Source organism: Microbacterium hibisci (genome assembly GCF_015278255.1).
Classification (GTDB): Bacteria; Actinomycetota; Actinomycetes; order Actinomycetales; family Microbacteriaceae; genus Microbacterium; species Microbacterium hibisci.
Genome location: NZ_JADIJC010000009.1, coordinates 1 through 17,192, shown reverse-complemented (window position 1 = coordinate 17,192; position 17,192 = coordinate 1). Strand labels below are relative to the sequence as shown.

The window sequence follows — 17,192 nt, the reverse complement described above, 5'->3', positions numbered from 1 at the left end:
CGTGGCCGGGGTCGATTCGCTGCCGGCACCGCCGGCCACGTTGGATCGCACCGCCGCGGCACCGGCGCCGCGCACGCTGCTCGACATCCTGCGCGCGACCGCGCAGCGCACGCCCGAGGCATCCGCTCTCGACGACGGCTCGGGGGCGCTGAGCTATCGCGAGCTCATGGCGCAGGTGCGGCGCACGGCCGCGCGCCTGCACGACGCGGGCGTCCGGCGCGGCGACCGCGTCGGCGTGCGCATGCCGTCGGGCTCGAAGGAGCTGTACATCTCCATCCTCGGCGTGATCGCGGCCGGAGCCGCCTACGTCCCGGTGGACGCCGACGATTCCGAGGAGCGCGCACGTCTGGTGTTCGGCGAGGCGCAGGTGCACGGCGTCATCTCCGACGGCGGCGTCTACACACCCTCCCCGACGGACGTCGGCGACGACCGCGGCGCCGCGGGCGCGGCATCCCTATTCGACGGCGACGCGCCCCACCCGAGCACCCACGCGCTCGCGGCCGTGCCGCCCCCGACGGCCGATGACGACGCCTGGGTCATCTTCACCTCCGGCTCCACCGGCGTCCCCAAGGGCGTCGCCGTGAGTCAGCGGTCGGCTGCGGCGTTCGTCGACGCCGAGGCGCGGCTGTTCCTGCAGCAGGCGCCGATCGGTCCCGGCGACCGTGTGCTCGCGGGGCTGTCGGTGGCGTTCGACGCCTCGTGCGAGGAGATGTGGCTCGCGTGGCGGCACGGCGCGTGCTTGGTTCCGGCTCCGCGATCGCTAGTACGGTCGGGCGAAGACCTCGCGCCGTGGCTCATCCGCCAGGGGATCACCGTCGTCTCGACGGTGCCCACGCTCGCCGCGATGTGGCCGGCCGACGCCATCGAGAACGTGCGGCTGCTCATCTTCGGCGGCGAGGCATGCCCGCCCGAGCTCGTCGCCCGGCTCGTCGCCGAGGGGCGAGAGGTGTGGAACACGTACGGTCCGACCGAGGCGACGGTCGTGGCCTGCGCCGCGCTCCTGGGCGGTGAGGGCCCGGTGCGCATCGGTCTGCCGCTCGACGGCTGGGCGCTCGCCGTCGTCGGCGCCGACGACGCCCAGGTCGCTCAGGGCGAGATCGGCGAGCTGATCATCGGCGGCGTCGGGCTCGCGCGCTACCTCGACCCGGTCAAGGACGCTGAGAAGTACGCGCCCATGCCGACCCTCGGGTGGGACCGGGCCTACCGCTCGGGCGATCTCGTCCGCTACGACCCCGAGGGGCTCGTCTTCCAGGGCCGCGCCGACGACCAGGTCAAGGTCGGCGGTCGCCGGATCGAGCTCGGCGAGGTCGAGAACGCACTGCAGGAGCTGCCGGGCGTCACCGCCGCCAGCGCCGCGGTGCGCGCGAGCGACGCCGGGGTTCCGGTTCTCGTCGGCTACCTCGTGGTGGACGGCGACCTCGATCGTGCGGCCGCTCGCGGGCACCTGGCCGAGCGCCTCCCGGCCGGGGTGATGCCGCTCCTGGCCGTGGTGCCCGACCTTCCCGTCCGCACCTCCGGCAAGGTGGACCGCGCCGCCCTGCCGTGGCCGCTGCCCGACATCGACGTGCCGCGCACCGACCTGAGCCCCGACGAGGCGTGGCTCGCCGATCAGTGGCAGGCGGTGCTCGGCCTTCCGGTGCCCGACCGCAAGGCGGACTTCTTCGACCTCGGCGGCGGCTCGCTCGCCGCCGCGCAGCTCGTCTCGCGCATCCGCGCACGCGTGCCCGACTTCTCGGTGGCCGACATCTACGACGTGCCGCGCCTGGGGGCCATGGCGAAGGCCCTGCAGCCGTTCCTCTCGCGCGAGGAGCCGGGGGGATTCCGGATGCCGGAGCCCACGCCCCGCTCGACGCAATGGGCGCAGTCGCTGCTGGGTGCGCCGCTGTTCATGCTGTCGGGCGTGAGGTGGCTGCTCTACCTCCTCACCGCAGGAGCGATCCTCCAGCTGCTCCCCGGATTCGAGGCGCTGCCCACCGCGCCCTGGTGGCTGCTGATCGTGGGCCTGCTGCTGTTCGCGACGCCGTTCGGCCGCATGGCGATCGCCGCGGCATCCGCTCGTCTTCTGCTCGCGGGACTGAGCCCGGGGGACTACCCCCGCGGCGGCTCGGTGCACCTGCGGCTCTGGCTCGCCGAGCAGATCTCCGATCAGGTCGACGCCGTCGGTCTCGCAGGGGCGCCATGGGTGACCAACTACGCGCGCGCCCTGGGCGCCCGCGTCGGCGTGGATGTCGACATGCACACGCTGCCGCCGATCACGGGCATGCTCAGGGTGGGCGACCGCGCCTCGATCGAGCCCGAGGTCGATCTCAGCGGCTACTGGATCGATGGCGACCTCGTGCGCATCGGCGAGGTGCGCATCGGCGCCGACGCCACCGTGGGCACCCGCAGCACGCTGGCGCCGGGCACGCGCATCGGCCAGCGTTCCGAGATCGCGCCCGGCTCGGCGGTTTTCGGCCGCGTGCGCGCCGATCAGTCGTGGGCGGGTTCGCCCGCGGTCCGCGTCGGCGGCACCGCGGAGGGCTGGCCGACCGAGCGCCCGCCCGCGTCGCGGCGCTGGCCGTGGGCGTACGCCGCGTCCGCCGTCGGGCTCGGCCTGCTGCCCGTCGTCAGTTTCGCGGCCGGCGGCGCGGTGCTCGCACTGGGCATGCGCGGCGCTCCCGACCTGGGCAGCGCCCTGGGCGCCGCCCTCGTGTGGCTCGTGCCGGCCGTGCTCGTGACCGGGATCGTCTACGCGGGAACGGTCGTCGTGGCCGTGCGCCTCCTGTCGCTCGGACTGGCGGAGGGCACGCATCCCGTCCGCAGTCGGGTCGGGTGGCAGGCGTGGACCACCGAGCGGCTCCTCGACTCAGCTCGCACGATCCTGTTCCCGCTGTACTCGAGCCTCTTCACCCCGGTGTGGCTGCGCATCCTCGGCGCTCGCGTCGGACGCGATGTCGAGGCATCCACCGTCCTCCTGATCCCCGCCATGACCCGCATCGAGGACGGGGCGTTCCTCGCCGACGACACCATGGTCGCCTCGTACGAGATGCGCGGCGGCTGGCTGCGGCTCGGTGAGGTGCGGATCGGCAAGCGCGCCTTCCTGGGCAATTCGGGCATGGCTTCGCCCGGGCACACGGTCCCGCGCGACGGCCTGGTGGCGGTGCTGTCGGCGGCGCCGGTGAAGGCGAAGGCCGGCTCGTCGTGGCTCGGCTCGCCCGCGACCCGGCTGCGCCGCCAGCCCAACGAGGGCGACGGCAGCCGCACCTACGACCCGCCGACGTCGCTCCGCGTCGCACGCGCGCTGTGGGAGCTGTGCCGGTTCATCCCGGTGATCCTGACGTGCGCGGTCGGACTGCTGGTGCTGTTCGCGCTCGCGGCGCTCGTCGAGACCGTCGGGCCCGGGATCGCGCTCCTCCTGTCGGGCTTCGTGCTGCTCGCCGCCGGCGCCCTCGCGGCCGGCATCTCGACGGCCGCGAAGTGGCTCATCGTCGGATCGATCCGTGCCGGTGAGCAGCCGCTGTGGTCGAGCTTCGTGTGGCGAACCGAGGTGTCCGACACGTTCACCGAGATGCTAGCGGCGCCGTGGTTCGCACGTGCGGCCGCCGGCACGCCCGCCCTCGCGATGTGGCTGCGCAGCCTCGGCGCGCGCGTCGGACGCGGCGTGTGGTGCGACAGCTACTGGCTGCCCGAGCCCGATCTGGTCACGCTCGGCGACGCGTCGACCGTGAACCGCGGGTGCGTCGTGCAGACGCACCTGTTCCATGATCGAATCATGAGCATGGACACCGTCGAACTCGAACCCGGTGCGACGCTCGGACCGCACAGCGTGATCCTCCCGGCCGCGTCGATCGGCGCGCACGCGACCGTCGGCCCGGCGTCGCTGGTGATGCGCGGCGAGAGCGTGCCCGTCGGCTCGCGGTGGAGCGGCAACCCGATCGGCCCGTGGCACGCGGTCAAGGTCCGTGCCTACCAGTCGACGTCGTGATCGGCCCCGACCCGTATACGCCGCGCAGCGGCGACGCGTCCTATGACGTCGTGTCGTACGACCTCGACCTGCGCTACCGCGTGCGCACGAATCGCCTCGAGGGCCGCGCCGTCGTCAACGCCGTGGCGGCCGAACGTCTGCGCAGCGTGCGACTCGACCTGATCGGGCTCCGCGTCGCGCGCGTCCGTGTCGACGGCGACGCGCGCACGAGATTCCAGCAGGATGCCGCCTCCCTGCGCGTCACCCTGCCGCGGCCTCTCGAGGCCGGCGAGGAGTTCTCGATCGAGGTCCGCTACGCCGGCACGCCGCGACCCCGACGGTCGACGTGGGGGACGATCGGCTGGGAGGAGCTGGAAGACGGCGCCCTGGTGGCATCGCAGCCGATCGGCGCACCCACCTGGTTCCCCTGCAACGATCGACCCGACGACCGCGCGCGCTACCGCATCGCCGTGACGACGGACAACGAGTACGCCGTGGCGGCGACCGGCGTGCCGCGGTCACCCGTCCGCTCGGGCGGCCTCGCACGGTGGGAGTTCGTGTCGGAGGTGCCGACGGCCACGTACCTGGCCGCGGTGCACGTGGGGCCGTACCGGGCGACGACCCTCGGCGGGGTGCGGCTGTTCGCGCCGGCCGCGCTGCTCCCCGCCGCCCGGGCGTGGTTCGCCGAGGTGCCCCGCATCCTCGACTGCTTCTCCGCGGCCTTCGGGCCGTACCCGCAGGAGCACTGCACCGTCGTGGTCACCCCCGACCCGCTCGAGATCCCCCTCGAGGCGCAGGGGCTCGTCGTGTTCGGAGCCAACCACCTCGTTCCCGAGGCCGCGCGGCTCGTCCCGCACGAACTCGCCCACCAGTGGTTCGGCAACAGCGTCGGCCTCAAGAGATGGCGCGACATCTGGCTCAACGAGGGCTTCGCCTGCTTCGCGGAGTGGGTGTGGTCGGAGGCGTCCGGCGGGCCCGACATCGCGGCTCTCGCCGACGCGCATCACTCCCGTCTGGCGGCGCTGCCGCAGGACCTCGTGATCGCCGACCCGGGCCCCCGGCGCATGTTCGACGATCGCGTCTACAAGCGCGGGGCCCTCACCCTCGAGGCGCTGCGCCGCACGGTCGGTCGAGACGTGTTCTGGGACGTCGTGCGCACCTGGACGCGCACGCATCGGCATGGACTCGTCACCACGGCCGCGTTCCGCGACTGCGTGGAGACGGTCGCCGGCCCGGCTGCCGCCGCGGTCCTCGGTCCCTGGCTCGACGCCGCGCCCCTCCCGCCGCTGCCTCCCGCGCTGGCTCGCTGATCTCGCCGTCGGACGTTCTGCGCGCCCTCTCACGGGTTCGAATCGCGCACTTTGCACTCATGACCGGGTCGAAGGCGCAAAGTGCGCGATTCGAACGGCGATGCTGAGCAGCACCCCCGGCGGGCCGGGCGCATCCCACCCGTCGTACACCTCGCCGCCGGGAACCTCGGCCGTCCACCCGTCATCCGTCGCGTCGACGACCACGGTGGCGGGGTCCACCCGCAAGCCTCTGCCGTCGGCCTTCAGCACGGCCTCGACCCGGACCCAGTCCCGCACCGAGGCGATGCCGTCGCCGAGCACGCCCCGCATCCCCGCGGCGTCGCGGCGGGCGTCGTCCAGCGGTTCGGCGTCGATGCCGAGGGCCACGGCGTCTTCCGTCGACGCCACCGCCGCGATCGCATAGCCGCCCGCGTACGTGACGCTCGCCACGTACGGCGCACCGCGCACCGCGACCGGGCCGTGCGGTCCTCCGCAGCGAGGGCACGGATTGTCGAGACGCGCCTCGGCCGGCAACAGGCCCGCGAGCACCCGCCAGGCGTGAGCCCGGCGCGGAGCCCCTTCCGGCACCGCGTCCCACGCGATCTCGACGAGAGGCCGTGCCGGCGCCATCAGACCTTCGGCGCGTGGGTCTCGATCGTCACGATGCCCGAGCCGGGGTTCTCCACCGACAGGTGCACGACCGAGAACGCACCGGTCTCGAGGGCCGAGGCGCTCCCCAGGTACGAGCCGCGCAGGGTGCCCGTCGCCAGGGCGAGCTCGTTCAGGATGTCGGGCAGCACCGGACCGTGGCTGCACAGCACCGCCGGCACCCGTGCCCGCACGCGATCGCCGATGACGGTGCGCGCATCGGACTTGCCGTCCTCCCACGCGTCCTGGCTGATGAGCTTGGTCGTCTCGACCTGCCGGCCCAGAGCGGCCGCGAGTGGTGCGACCGTCTTCACGCAGCGCACCGCGGGGCTCGACACGACGGTGCGGACGCCGAAGGCGAGGAGCGGCCCGACGATCGAGTCCGCCTGCTTGCGACCGCGCGGAGCGAGCGGGCGGGCGGCATCCTTCCCCTTCCATTCCTCGCGCGGCACGGCTTTGCCGTGCCGCAGCACCACGACCGGGAACGTCCGCAGCACGCTCTCGTCGACCAGTCGCAGGAAGGTCTCCATGATCTCGGTGTCAACGGGGTAGCTCAGCCGCTTGAGCGCCTTCTTCGGCGACACCCATTCGAGCGCCGCGATCTCCTTGTTCGGCACGAACGCGGACGACCGAATGGCTGCCTGCGTGGCCTCCGCCGCCCAGTAGTGCACGATCTTGGTGCGCTTGCTGGGCAGCCGGTAGCGCGATACCCCGACCGGGACGCCGAGGGCGACACGGATGCCGGTCTCTTCGTGGATCTCGCGCACCGCGGTCTCGGCGAGCATCTCGCCGGGATCGACCTTGCCCTTGGGGAGCGTGATGTCGCGGTACTTCGTGCGGTGGATGAGGAGCACGCGGAGCTTGCCCTCCACGATGCGCCACACGACGCCGCCGGCCGCGTAGACCGCGGTCTCGGTCATCGCACCGCGCGTGCCCGCCGGCGGCGCTGCACGTTGGTCATGCTCCGGTCCTGCAGGTCAACGAGCATCTTGCCGTCGTCGCCGAGGTTGTGGCGCACCCACTCGCCCTCGGGACCGAGGTGCCACGAACTCGTGGTGTCGCTCATCGACAGCGTGAACAGGTCGTTCAGCTCCTTGATGTGCGCGGGCGACGACACGCGGACCAGCGCTTCGACGCGACGGTCGAGGTTGCGGTGCATCATGTCGGCGCTGCCGATGTAGACGACCGGGTCGCCGTCGTTGTGGAACGCGAAGATGCGCGAGTGCTCGAGGTAGCGGCCGAGGATCGAACGGACCGTGATGTTCTCGCTCATGCCCTCGACGCCGGGCTTCAGCGCGCAGATGCCGCGCACGCAGATCTCCACCTTCACGCCGGCCTGGCTGGCACGGTACAGCGCGTCGATGATCTGCTCGTCGACCATCGAATTGACCTTGATGCGCACGCTCGCGGGCTTGCCGGCGAGCGCGTTGCGCCGCTCCTTGTCGATGAGGCGCAGGAGGCCCTTGCGCAGATGCAGGGGCGCGACGAGCAGGCGCTTGAACTTCTTCTCGATCGCGTAGCCGCTGAGCTCGTTGAAGAGGCGGGTGAGGTCGCGCCCCACCTGGTCGTCGGCGGTGAACAGTCCGAAGTCCTCGTAGATGCGGCTGGTCTTCGGGTTGTAGTTGCCCGTGCCGACGTGGCTGTAGCTGCGGAGCACGCCGCCTTCTTCGCGGATGACGAGCGCCAGCTTGCAGTGGGTCTTCAGGCCGACCAGGCCGTAGACCACGTGGACGCCGGCCTTCTCGAGCTTGCGAGCCCACACGATGTTGTTGGCCTCGTCGAAGCGGGCCTTGATCTCGACCAGCGCGAGCACCTGCTTGCCTGCCTCGGCCGCGTCGATGAGGGCCTCGACGATCGGGCTGTCGCCCGACGTGCGGTACAGGGTCTGCTTGATCGCGAGCACGTGCGGATCCTTCGCCGCCTGCTCGAGGAACGCCTGCACGCTCGTCGCGAACGACTCGTACGGGTGGTGCACGAGGACGTCGCCCTTGCGGATCGACGCGAAGATGTCGGGCCGCTCGTTGTTGTCGCCGGGCTGGAACGCCAGCGCGGTGGTGGGCAGGTGCGGCTTGTAATGCAGGTCGGGGCGGTCGATGCGCGACAGGTCGAACAGCCCGCGCAGATCGAGCGGGCCGGGGAGGCGGTAGACCTCCTGCTCCGTGATGTCGAGCTCCCGGATGAGGAGGTCGAGCGTCACGTCGTCCATGTCGTCGGTGATCTCGAGGCGGATCGGCGGACCGAAGCGGCGACGCAGCAGCTCGGCCTCGAGCGCCTGGATGAGGTTCTCGGTCTCGTCCTCCTCGATCACGACGTCCTCGTTGCGCGTGAGCCGGAAGGCGTGGTGGTCGAGCACCTCCATCCCGGGGAAGAGGTCGTCCAGGTGGTTCGAGATGAGGTCCTCGAGCGGCAGGTAGCGCACCCGGCCGTCGGTCGGCGGCAGCTCGACGAAGCGAGGCAGCATCGGCGGCACCTTGAGGCGCGCGAACTCCTGCCGGCCGGTGCGGGCGCTGCGGATGCGGATCGCGAGGTTGAGCGAGAGGCCCGAGATGTACGGGAAGGGGTGCGCGGGGTCGACGGCGAGCGGCATCAGCACCGGGAACACCTGGGCTTGGAAGTAGTCGTAGAGCTGGGAACGCTCGTCGTCGTCGAGCGCGTCGTACGAGACCACCTCGATGCCGGCATCCGCCATCGCGGGCATGACGAGCGAAGTCCACGCGTCGGCGTGACGCAGCTGCAGTCGGTGCGCCTCGGCCGAGATGTCGGCCAGCACCTCGGCCGCGGAACGGCCGACGTTGGTCGGCAGGGCCAGGCCGGTCACGATGCGGCGCTTGAGCCCCGCCACGCGGACCATGAAGAACTCGTCGAGGTTGCTCGCGAAGATCGCCAGGAAGTTGGCGCGCTCGAGCGTCGGGAGGTTCTGATCCTCGGCCAGCTCGAGCACGCGCTGGTTGAAGGCGAGCCAGCTGAGCTCGCGGTCCAGGTAGCGGTGGTCGGGGAGCTGCGAGTCGAAGACCTCGGACAGGTCGAAGTCGTCGTCGTCCGCATCGCCCAGGCCGGCGTCGAGCACCTCGGGTTCGATCATCCCCTCATCATTGCAGGGTCGCGTGACGAGAGTGTGAACGTAGCGGACGCCGTTGACACGGCGCTCGCTATGCGTCAGTGCTGTCTGGACGCTCCGGGCTTCGCCCTACGCGTCAGTGCTGTCCGGACGCTCCGGGCTTCGCCCTACGCGTCAGTGCTGTCCGGACGCTCCGGGCTTCGCCCTACGCGTCAGTGCGCTCGCGCGGGGCGGGCTCGGGCTCGTCCTCGTACACGTTGAAGCGATAGCCGACGTTGCGCACTGTTCCGATGAGCTGCTCCATGTCGCCGAGCTTCGCGCGGAGGCGTCGCACGTGCACGTCGACGGTGCGGGTGCCGCCGAAGTAGTCGTAGCCCCACACCTCGCTCAGCAGCTGCTCGCGGGTGAACACCCGCGACGGGTGGGTGGCGAAGAAGTGGAGGAGCTGGAACTCCTTGTAGGTGAGGTCGAGCGGCCGGCCGTGCACCTTGGCGGAGTACGAGGACTCGTCGATGGTGATGCCCGACGTCTGGATGCGCGTGGAGACCTGCTCGGCGGACTGGCGTCCGACGGCGAGCCGGATGCGCGCGTCGACCTCGGCGGGGCCTGCGGTGAAGAGGATGACGTCGTCGATGCCCCAGTCGGGCGAGACGGCGGTGAGGCCTCCCTCGGTCACGATGAGGAGCAGCGGTGCGTCGAGCCCGGTCGTGTTGAGGATCTTGCACAGCGACTTCGCGCCGACCAGGTCGACGCGGGCGTCGACGAAGATGATGTCGGCGCTCGGTGCGTTGACCAGCTGCGCGGGCTCGGCCGGGATCTGGCGCACGCGGTGGCTCAGCAGTTCGAGCGAGGGCAGGACGGGACCGCCTCCGTGGGTGGAACTGAGAACCAGGAGCTGTGCCAATGGATCGCCTTCCCGGCGCGTGGGGGGCGCCGCGAACCCCAGTGTAGGGCGTGGGGGAGAGGGGGCCGGTTCGCGTGACGCTCGCGCCGCACCCTTGCGAGCGGGTGCGGCGCGAGACCCGATGGGGGATGATGGACGCGTGGCCGTGCCAGAACTCGCCCCTCGCCGCTCTTTCGGCGGCATCGTCGCCGTCTGGGTGCTCGCGGCGCTGATCGCGGTGGTGGTCGGCATCTTCGCGACCCCCGACTGGCGTGCGGCGTGGCTGGGCGTCGGATTGGGCGGATGCCTCATCGCGGCGTTCGCGGTGCAGCTCTGGTCGGGCCGCTCGCAGGGGTTCACCGAGCGGGTCGCGGGCAGCGTGCTCGGAGCGGCGCTCGTGATGGGCGTCATCAGTCTGGGTTTCGGACTCGCCTCGCTCGTTCCCGGCTAGACTCGCTGGCATGGATCTCGTCGCGCTCGAACTCTTCTTCGTGGGCCTGCTCGGTCTGGCGTCGCTCGCGATCGTCTTCGTCTCGGGGGCCGTCGTCTGGAACCTGTACCGCGGCCAGCGCTGACCGGACCCGTCGTGCTCGACATCCCGACCGACCTCCCCTCGGAGCTCGTCCCGCTTTCGTGGCTCATCGGCGTCTGGGAGGGGACCGGGGTCATCGACTACGGCGACCACTCCTACTCCGGCGAGTTCACGCATCGCGTCAGCTTCAGCCATGACGGCGGCGACTACCTCAACTACTCCGCCGACGCCTGGCTGCACGACGCCGAGGATCCCGACACGCGCACGCGCCTGGTCGCGGAGCTCGGCTACTGGCGGCTGGCGATCCCTGCCACCGACGGCGACGCCGGGCCGGGACTGCTCCCGCCCGTCGCACCGCCGGTCGTCCGCACCGCGGACGACATCGAGCTGCTCCGCAACGCCGACGGAGGCTTCGACCTCGAGGCCGTGCTGGTGCACGCCGACGGCGTGAGCGAGCTCTACCTCGGGCAGATCAAGGGTCCCCGCATCGACATCGCGACCGACGCCGTCGTGCGGCCCGCGGGCGCGAAGACCTACGCCGCGGCGACCCGCATGTACGGACTCGTCGACAACCACCTGCTCTGGGCATGGGACATCGCGGCGCTCGGTTACGAACTGTCCGCCCACGCCTCCGCACGTCTGGCTCGGGTCGAGTGATGAGCGACGCGTTCGCCGCCGTACCCGGCGCGGTCATCGACGAAGCAGGCCTGCGGCACGTCGGCAACCCGCTGGTGGAGCAGCGCCGCCTGGCTTCCGGAGCGGCGATCGCGCCGCGAGCCGACCGGGCCGTCATCGCCGTGCCCGGCGAGGACCGTCTGACCTGGCTCGACTCGCTGTCGTCGCAGGCCCTGTCCCGGCTCGCGCCGGGCGTCGGCACCGAGCTGCTGATCCTCGACCCGCAGGGACACGTCGAGCACGCGGCATCCGTCATCGACGACGGCGAGACGACCTGGCTCATCGCGGACCGCGCCGACGCCGCCGGCCTGTACGACTGGCTGCGCAAGATGCGCTTCCGCCTGCGCGTGGACCCGCGCCTCGCCGACGACGAGTACGCCGTCGTCGGCGGCACGGCCGCGGCCCTCGAGCGGGTGACCTCGGCGACGCCGTCCGGCGTCCCGCTCGTCTGGCGCGACCCGTGGCCGCACGTGACGCCGGGTGGGCACGCGTACGCGGTCGTCGAGCCGCACCCCGCGTCCGACTGGGACTGGGCGGAGGCCATCGTCTCGCGCGACGAGGAGCGGCGGATCGCGGATGCCGCGACCCGTGGCGACCTCGAACTCGCGGGTCTGGCCGCGGTCGAGGCGCTGCGCGTGGCCGCGTGGCGTCCGCGCTGGTCCGCCGAGGTCGACGAGCGGGTGCTGCCGCACGAGCTGGACTGGCTGCGCACCGCCGTGCACCTCGACAAGGGCTGCTACCGCGGTCAGGAGACCATCGCCAAGGTCCACAATCTCGGCCACCCGCCGCGGCGCATGGTGGCGCTGCAGCTCGACGGCTCGGGGAGCGTGCTGCCCGAGCACGGCGCCGTCGTGCGCCTCGGTGACGCCGAGGTCGGCATCGTGACGTCAGCCGCCCTCCATCACGAAGAGGGGCCGATCGCGCTCGCCGTGGTGCGCCGCACCACGCCGGTCGACGCCTTCCTCACGGTCGACACCGCCGACGGCCCGGTCGCGGCGGCGCAGGAGGTCGTCGTACCGCCCGACGCCGGGGCGACGGCGAACGTCCCCCGCATCACCCGGCTCTCGCGTCGCGCGGCGGCGCAATAGGAACGGCGGTGAGCGGCGGCGACGGCGACACCGCCGCGATCACGCAGGTCGTCCCGACGGGCTGGCGAGCGCGCCTCGATCTGCGGCCGCAGCTGGCGCGAGTGCGCGGATCCGCGATCGCGATCCTGCAGATCACCGTCGCTGCCACCGCGGCGTGGGCGTTCGCCCACTACGTCGTCGGGCACGCGGCGCCTCTCCTGGCGGCGACGGTGACGATCTCGAGCCTGGGGCTCGTGCGCGATGCGCGTCCGCGCCGCGTGCTCGAGACGGTGGTGGGCATGCTGGTGGGCATCCTCGTGGCCGAGGGCTTCGTCGTGGTCGTCGGTCCGGGATGGTGGCAGCTGGCGCTCGCGCTGGGCGTGACGCTGCTGGTCGCCCGGTTCCTCTCGCCGTACCCGCCGTTCGCGATCATGGCGGGCATCCAGGCGTCGATCGTGATGTCGCTGCCCGCGACGCAGCCGTTCGCCCGCCTGATCGACGGCATCATCGGGGGTGTCGCCGCACTGGTGGTGACGGCGCTCATCCCGCGCAATCCGCGTCGCGAGGAGGCACGCGACGGCCACGCGGTGTTCGCGGCGGCGGATGCCGCGGCCCGCACGATCGTGCAGGCGCTGCGTCGGGGCGACCCCATGCGGGCGACGCGCGGCCTCGAGAAGGCGCGCGCGATCGCGCCGCGCATCGATGAGTGGCGCGACTCGCTGGACTCCGGGCTGGCGGTCGCGAGCTTTTCGCCGTGGCTGCGCCCGCAGCGCGCCGAGCTGCGACGGCATCACGCCGTGCTGCAGTCCATGGACTTCGCCACGCGCAACCTGCGGGTGGTCGCTCGGCGGGCGGTGTACCTCTGCGACGACGGGCAGCGCCGCCCGGTTCCTGCCGAGCTGCTGGCCGAGCTCATGCGGGCGGCAGCGCTCGTCGGTGACAGCCTCGACGACATCGCGCTGCAGCCGGCCGCCCGCGAGGCCGTCCGCGCGGTGGCCGTGCGTCTCGACCCGGCGCAGATCCTTCCCGACGGCTCGCAGGGGGACCAGAACCTGATCACCGCGCTTCGGCCGCTGGCGGTCGACCTGCTCACCGCGACGGGCATGCCGTCGGCGGAGGCGCGCGCGGTGCTGCCTCGCGTCTAGGGGATCACCCCGGTGCGACGGCCTCCCACGGCACGGTGACCTCGCCCAGCCGCCACCGCGAGCGCTCCCGCACCGGCCAGCCTGCGTCGACGAGCGCCGACAGCGCCGTCCGCCACCGGTGCACGGGGCCGAACGGCGACACGCTCGCGGCGCGCTCCCACTCGGAGTCGAGCGCACCGAGGAACGCGTGCACGCGCTCGCCGGGGACGTTGTGGTGGATGAGGGCCTTGGGAAGCCGCTCCGCGGCGATGGAAGGATGCTGCAGCCCGGCGAGCCGCAGCGACACGGTGAGCGTGCGGGGTGCGGCATCCGTCCCCACCGCCACCCAGGTGGCGATCCGGCCGATCTCGTCGCACGTGCCCTCGACGAGAAGGCCGTCGGGGGAGAGACGCGCGGCCATCGTCGACCAGGCGTCGGGCACCTCTGCTTCGTCGTACTGCCGCAGCACGTTGAACGCCCGGATGACGGCGGGGCGTCGGCCGCCCGGCACCGGCACCTCGAAGCCGCCGCGGGCGAACGACACCCGCGCATCGGGGGCGAACGAGGCGCCCCCCGCGCGCACGAGCTCAAGCTGTGCGCGTGCCCGGCTGACCCGCTCGGGATCGATCTCGAGGCCGAGCACCTCGACGTCGGGGCGCGCCCGGGCGAGGCGCGCGTGCAGTTCGAGCGCGGTGACGCCGCTGGCACCGTAGCCGAGGTCGACCACGAGCGGATCGGCCGCGCGCCGCAGCGCCGGATGCCGTGCGATCCACCGGTCGACGCGCCGCAGCCGGTTCGTGCCCGTGGTGCCGCGCGTGATCTGCCCCACCGGTCCGCGCGCCATGCCCCCATGATGCCAGCCGGCCGTGAGCCGCCCGCCGAAACGTCGCCGGGCGTGCCGTCTCCGCGCCGATAGCATGGAGGCCATGACCGCGCCCTACACGCTGATCCTTCTCCGACACGGCCAGAGCGAGTGGAACAAGACCAACCAGTTCACCGGCTGGGTCGACGTCCGACTCACCGAGCAGGGCAAGGCCGAGGCCCAGCGCGGCGGCGAGCTGCTCGCCGAGTCGGGCATCCTCCCCGATGTGCTGCACACCTCCGTGCTCAGCCGCGCCATCCAGACCGCCGACATCGCGCTCGACGCGGCCGATCGGCTCTGGATCCCGGTCAAGCGCTCATGGCGCCTCAACGAGCGCCACTACGGCGCCCTCCAGGGCAAGGACAAGGCGCAGACCCTCGAGGAGTTCGGCAACGAGCAGTTCATGCTGTGGCGTCGCTCGTTCGACGTGCCGCCGCCTCCGCTCCCCGCCGACGACCAGTACAGCCAGGTCGGCGACCCGCGCTACGTCGGCATCGACGGCGAGGTGCCCGACACCGAGTCGCTGAAGATCGTCATCGATCGCATGCTGCCGTATTGGCACAGCGACATCGTGCCCGACCTGAAGGCGGGCAAGACGGTGCTCGTCACGGCGCACGGCAACTCGCTGCGCGGCCTCGTGAAGCACCTCGACGGCATCAGCGACGCCGACATCGCCGAGCTCAACATCCCCACCGGCATCCCGCTCGTCTACCGCCTCGACGAGGATCTCACGCCGATCGGCGAGGGCGAGTATCTCGACCCCGAGGCCGCTGCCGCCGGTGCGGCCGCGGTCGCCAATCAGGGCAAGGCCTGATCCACAGACGACAGAAGACCGGATGCCTCCCCCCGAGGCATCCGGTCTTCTCGTTCGTTCCGGGGCCCGCTGCGAGGCGCGACCGGCGGTCTGTCAGACGGTGGGCGCGATGACGTCGAACGTGTCGGTGCTCGTCGTCCAGTCTCCGGTCGAGAGGTAGGCCACCTTCTTGGCCACCGACACCGCGTGGTCGCCGAAGCGCTCGTGGTAGCGGCTGGCGAGCGTCGCGTCGACGGTCGCGGCCGCCTCGCCCTGCCAGCTGTCGCTGAGCACCTTCTCGAACACCGAGACGTGCAGCTCGTCGAGCTTGTCGTCGGCGTTGCGGATCCGCTCGATGAGCTCGCCGTCCTGCGTGCGCAGCAGCTCGGCGAGCTGGCGCGCCGCCTCGACGTCGAGCTCGCCCATCTTGAGGAAGGTCGACTTCAGGCCCTTGGGGATGGCGCGCTCGGGGAAGCGCATGCGGGTGAGCTGCGCGATGTGCTCGGCGATGTCGCCCATGCGCTCGAGCGAGGCGCTCATGCGCAGCGCGCTGACGACGATGCGCAGGTCGCGGGCGACGGGCTGCTGGCGGGCGAGGATCTCGATCGCCAGCTCATCGAGCTCGATCGCCTTCTCGTCGATGACCGCGTCGGACTCGATGACCTCTTCCGCCAGTGCGACGTCACTGGTGCCGAACGCGCGCGTCGCCTTGTCGATGGCCACGGTGACGAGCTCGGCGATCTCGACGAGACGCCCCTGTACGTCCTCGAGGGACTGGTGGAAGACTTCGCGCATTCCGATGCACCTTTCCTGATTTCGGGGAGGCTTCGCCTGCGCCCCGGCGATTGTCGCCAGGGAAGGTTAACGGATGGTGCTCCCCTGGTGAACACTACCCGGCGCCTGCGCCGGCCCTGCCGTCGCGGTCCGGTGGGCCGGTCTGCGTGCCCGTACGCTGGGGAGCATGGACACGACGCAGCTCGCGCTGCTCGCCCTCCTCGCGGGGATCTTCATCGGCGGCTCGATCTCCGCCGTCGTCGTCGCGGCGATGCGGGCGCGCGATCGCGCGCACGCCTCGATGTCGGTCGAGATCCCCGACGGCGTGCGCGGTGTCCTGCACGGGATGGACGACGCGGCCCTGGTCGTCGACGCCTCCTTCACCGTTCTGGCCGCCTCCGCGGCCGCGGCCGCCTTCGACCTCATCGAGGGCGGCACCCTGCCGACCGACGAGCTGCGCACGCTCGCGCGCCGGGTGCGCACGAGCGACTCGGTGGCGACCGAGACCAGCGCGACCGAGACCATGCGGTTGCGCCGCGGAGCGCCCCCGGCTGAGCCGCGGCTGGTCGCCGTGCGCGCGTCCCGCATCTCGCCGCGCCTCACGCTGCTCGTGCTGCGCGACATCACCGAGCGGGAGCGCGTCGAGGAGATGCGCCGCGACTTCGTCGCCAACACCAGCCACGAGCTCAAGACGCCGGTGGGCGCGGTCAGCCTCCTCGCCGAGGCGATCGAGTCGGCCGCCGACGACCCGCCGCAGGTGCGCATCTTCGCCACGCGCCTGCAGGCGGAGGCCTCGCGCCTCGCTCTCCTGACCGCCCGCATCATGAACCTCTCGCGCCTCCAGGCGTCGGACGAGCTGCCGCAGCAGGACGTGTCGGTCGACGAGGTCGTCGCCTCCGCGCTCGACGCGCATGCGATCCAGGCGGACTCGGCCGGCGTCGAGGTCACACGCGGCGGCGCGCGCGGCCTGTACGTGCACGGCGACGCCCAGGTGCTCAGCGAGGCCGTGGGCAACCTCATCGCGAACGCGATCGCCTACTCGCCGCGCGGCTCGAGCGTCGGCATCGGCGTGAAGGCGACCGACCGCATCATCGAGATCACCGTCACCGACCGCGGCATCGGCATCGCGGAGGGCGAGCAGGACCGCGTGTTCGAGCGCTTCTACCGGTCCGATCCCGCGCGTGCGCGCCGCACCGGCGGCAGCGGCCTGGGTCTGTCGATCGTCAAGCACGCGGTGCAGCGTCACGGCGGCGAGGTGCGGCTGTGGTCGCGTCCGGGCCGTGGGTCGACCTTCACGATCCGGCTCCCGCAGATCGACGCACCCGACATCGACGTCGCCCCCAAGCGCGGACGCAAGAAGAAGCGTGCAGCCGGTGGCGCCGCGGCCCCCGGTGTCGAGGCCGCGCGCGGCGCCGCCCCGAAGGCGGCTGCCGCCTCGTCGAAGCCGAAGGCCCCGCGCGCGAAGCCGGCATCGAAGACACCGGCGACCTCGGCGCTGCCGGAGTCCGCCTCCGTCGCACCGGCGCCCGCCCCGGCCACTCCCG

At 72.2% G+C, this 17,192-nt stretch carries 14 protein-coding genes; 8 read left to right on the top strand and 6 right to left on the bottom strand.

Annotated features, from left to right (window positions below):
- The first annotated feature begins 1 nt into the window (after position 1).
- Together IM770_RS15075 and IM770_RS18220 are read left to right on the top strand one after the other, a co-directional pair.
- Positions 2 to 3,964: a Pls/PosA family non-ribosomal peptide synthetase gene (locus IM770_RS15075; RefSeq protein ID WP_372430686.1), complete on the top strand. Its 3,963-nt coding sequence runs from the start codon at positions 2 to 4 to the stop codon at positions 3,962 to 3,964.
- Positions 3,961 to 5,253, top strand: a complete 1,293-nt coding sequence (locus IM770_RS18220; protein WP_203581981.1) for a M1 family metallopeptidase — start codon at positions 3,961 to 3,963, stop codon at positions 5,251 to 5,253. The genes IM770_RS15075 and IM770_RS18220 overlap by 4 nt, the downstream gene beginning before the upstream one ends.
- 57 nt (positions 5,254 to 5,310) lie before the next feature.
- Here the strand turns inward: IM770_RS18220 and IM770_RS15065 are convergent, their stop codons facing one another.
- The 4 genes from IM770_RS15065 to IM770_RS15050 form a co-directional block, all read right to left on the bottom strand.
- Positions 5,311 to 5,682, bottom strand: a complete 372-nt coding sequence (locus tag IM770_RS15065; RefSeq protein ID WP_239066309.1) for a 4'-phosphopantetheinyl transferase family protein — start codon at positions 5,680 to 5,682, stop codon at positions 5,311 to 5,313.
- Between the two features lie 179 nt (positions 5,683 to 5,861).
- Positions 5,862 to 6,800, bottom strand: a complete 939-nt coding sequence (locus IM770_RS15060) for an NUDIX hydrolase (RefSeq protein WP_203581979.1) — start codon at positions 6,798 to 6,800, stop codon at positions 5,862 to 5,864.
- On the bottom strand, positions 6,797 to 8,962 hold the full coding sequence (locus IM770_RS15055) for an RNA degradosome polyphosphate kinase (protein ID WP_203581978.1): 2,166 nt from the start codon (positions 8,960 to 8,962) through the stop codon (positions 6,797 to 6,799). Before IM770_RS15055 ends, IM770_RS15060 begins: the two co-directional genes overlap by 4 nt.
- A gap of 181 nt (positions 8,963 to 9,143) precedes the next feature.
- On the bottom strand, positions 9,144 to 9,842 hold the full coding sequence (locus tag IM770_RS15050) for a response regulator transcription factor (protein WP_109210162.1): 699 nt from the start codon (positions 9,840 to 9,842) through the stop codon (positions 9,144 to 9,146).
- A gap of 139 nt (positions 9,843 to 9,981) precedes the next feature.
- Here IM770_RS15050 and IM770_RS15045 point away from each other — a divergent pair, with 139 nt between their 5' ends.
- The 4 genes from IM770_RS15045 to IM770_RS15030 all read left to right on the top strand — a co-directional run bounded on the left by IM770_RS15045 (position 9,982) and on the right by IM770_RS15030 (position 13,240).
- Positions 9,982 to 10,272 (top strand): hypothetical protein, encoded by a 291-nt coding sequence (locus IM770_RS15045; RefSeq protein ID WP_203581977.1) that lies wholly within the window; start codon positions 9,982 to 9,984, stop codon positions 10,270 to 10,272.
- Positions 10,273 to 10,407: 135 nt separating this feature from the next.
- Positions 10,408 to 11,010, top strand: coding sequence for a nitrobindin family protein (locus tag IM770_RS15040; protein WP_203581976.1), 603 nt, complete (start codon positions 10,408 to 10,410; stop codon positions 11,008 to 11,010).
- The gene (gene ygfZ, locus IM770_RS15035; RefSeq protein ID WP_203581975.1) at positions 11,010 to 12,116 is read left to right on the top strand and encodes a CAF17-like 4Fe-4S cluster assembly/insertion protein YgfZ; all 1,107 of its coding nucleotides are present in this window, start codon (positions 11,010 to 11,012) and stop codon (positions 12,114 to 12,116) included. Before IM770_RS15040 ends, ygfZ begins: the two co-directional genes overlap by 1 nt.
- Before the next feature lie 8 nt (positions 12,117 to 12,124).
- Positions 12,125 to 13,240 carry an FUSC family protein gene (locus IM770_RS15030; protein WP_307785479.1) on the top strand — a complete coding sequence of 372 codons (1,116 nt, stop codon included), beginning with the start codon at positions 12,125 to 12,127 and terminating at the stop codon, positions 13,238 to 13,240.
- 4 nt (positions 13,241 to 13,244) lie between these two features.
- Here IM770_RS15030 and IM770_RS15025 read toward each other — a convergent pair whose 3' ends face one another.
- The gene (locus IM770_RS15025) at positions 13,245 to 14,063 is read right to left on the bottom strand and encodes a class I SAM-dependent methyltransferase (RefSeq protein WP_203581974.1); all 819 of its coding nucleotides are present in this window, start codon (positions 14,061 to 14,063) and stop codon (positions 13,245 to 13,247) included.
- Between the two features lie 82 nt (positions 14,064 to 14,145).
- On the opposite strand from IM770_RS15025, the gene IM770_RS15020 reads away from it, so the two are divergent.
- The gene (locus IM770_RS15020) at positions 14,146 to 14,895 is read left to right on the top strand and encodes a phosphoglyceromutase (RefSeq protein WP_203581973.1); all 750 of its coding nucleotides are present in this window, start codon (positions 14,146 to 14,148) and stop codon (positions 14,893 to 14,895) included.
- Positions 14,896 to 14,988: 93 nt separating this feature from the next.
- Here the strand turns inward: IM770_RS15020 and phoU are convergent, their stop codons facing one another.
- Complete coding sequence (phoU, locus tag IM770_RS15015; RefSeq protein WP_203581972.1) at positions 14,989 to 15,669, bottom strand: phosphate signaling complex protein PhoU; 681 nt, start codon at positions 15,667 to 15,669, stop codon at positions 14,989 to 14,991.
- A gap of 166 nt (positions 15,670 to 15,835) precedes the next feature.
- Between phoU and IM770_RS15010 the strand changes: the two genes are divergently transcribed.
- On the top strand, positions 15,836 to 17,192 hold a 1,357-nt coding region (locus IM770_RS15010), incomplete at its 3' end, for a sensor histidine kinase (RefSeq protein ID WP_239066307.1).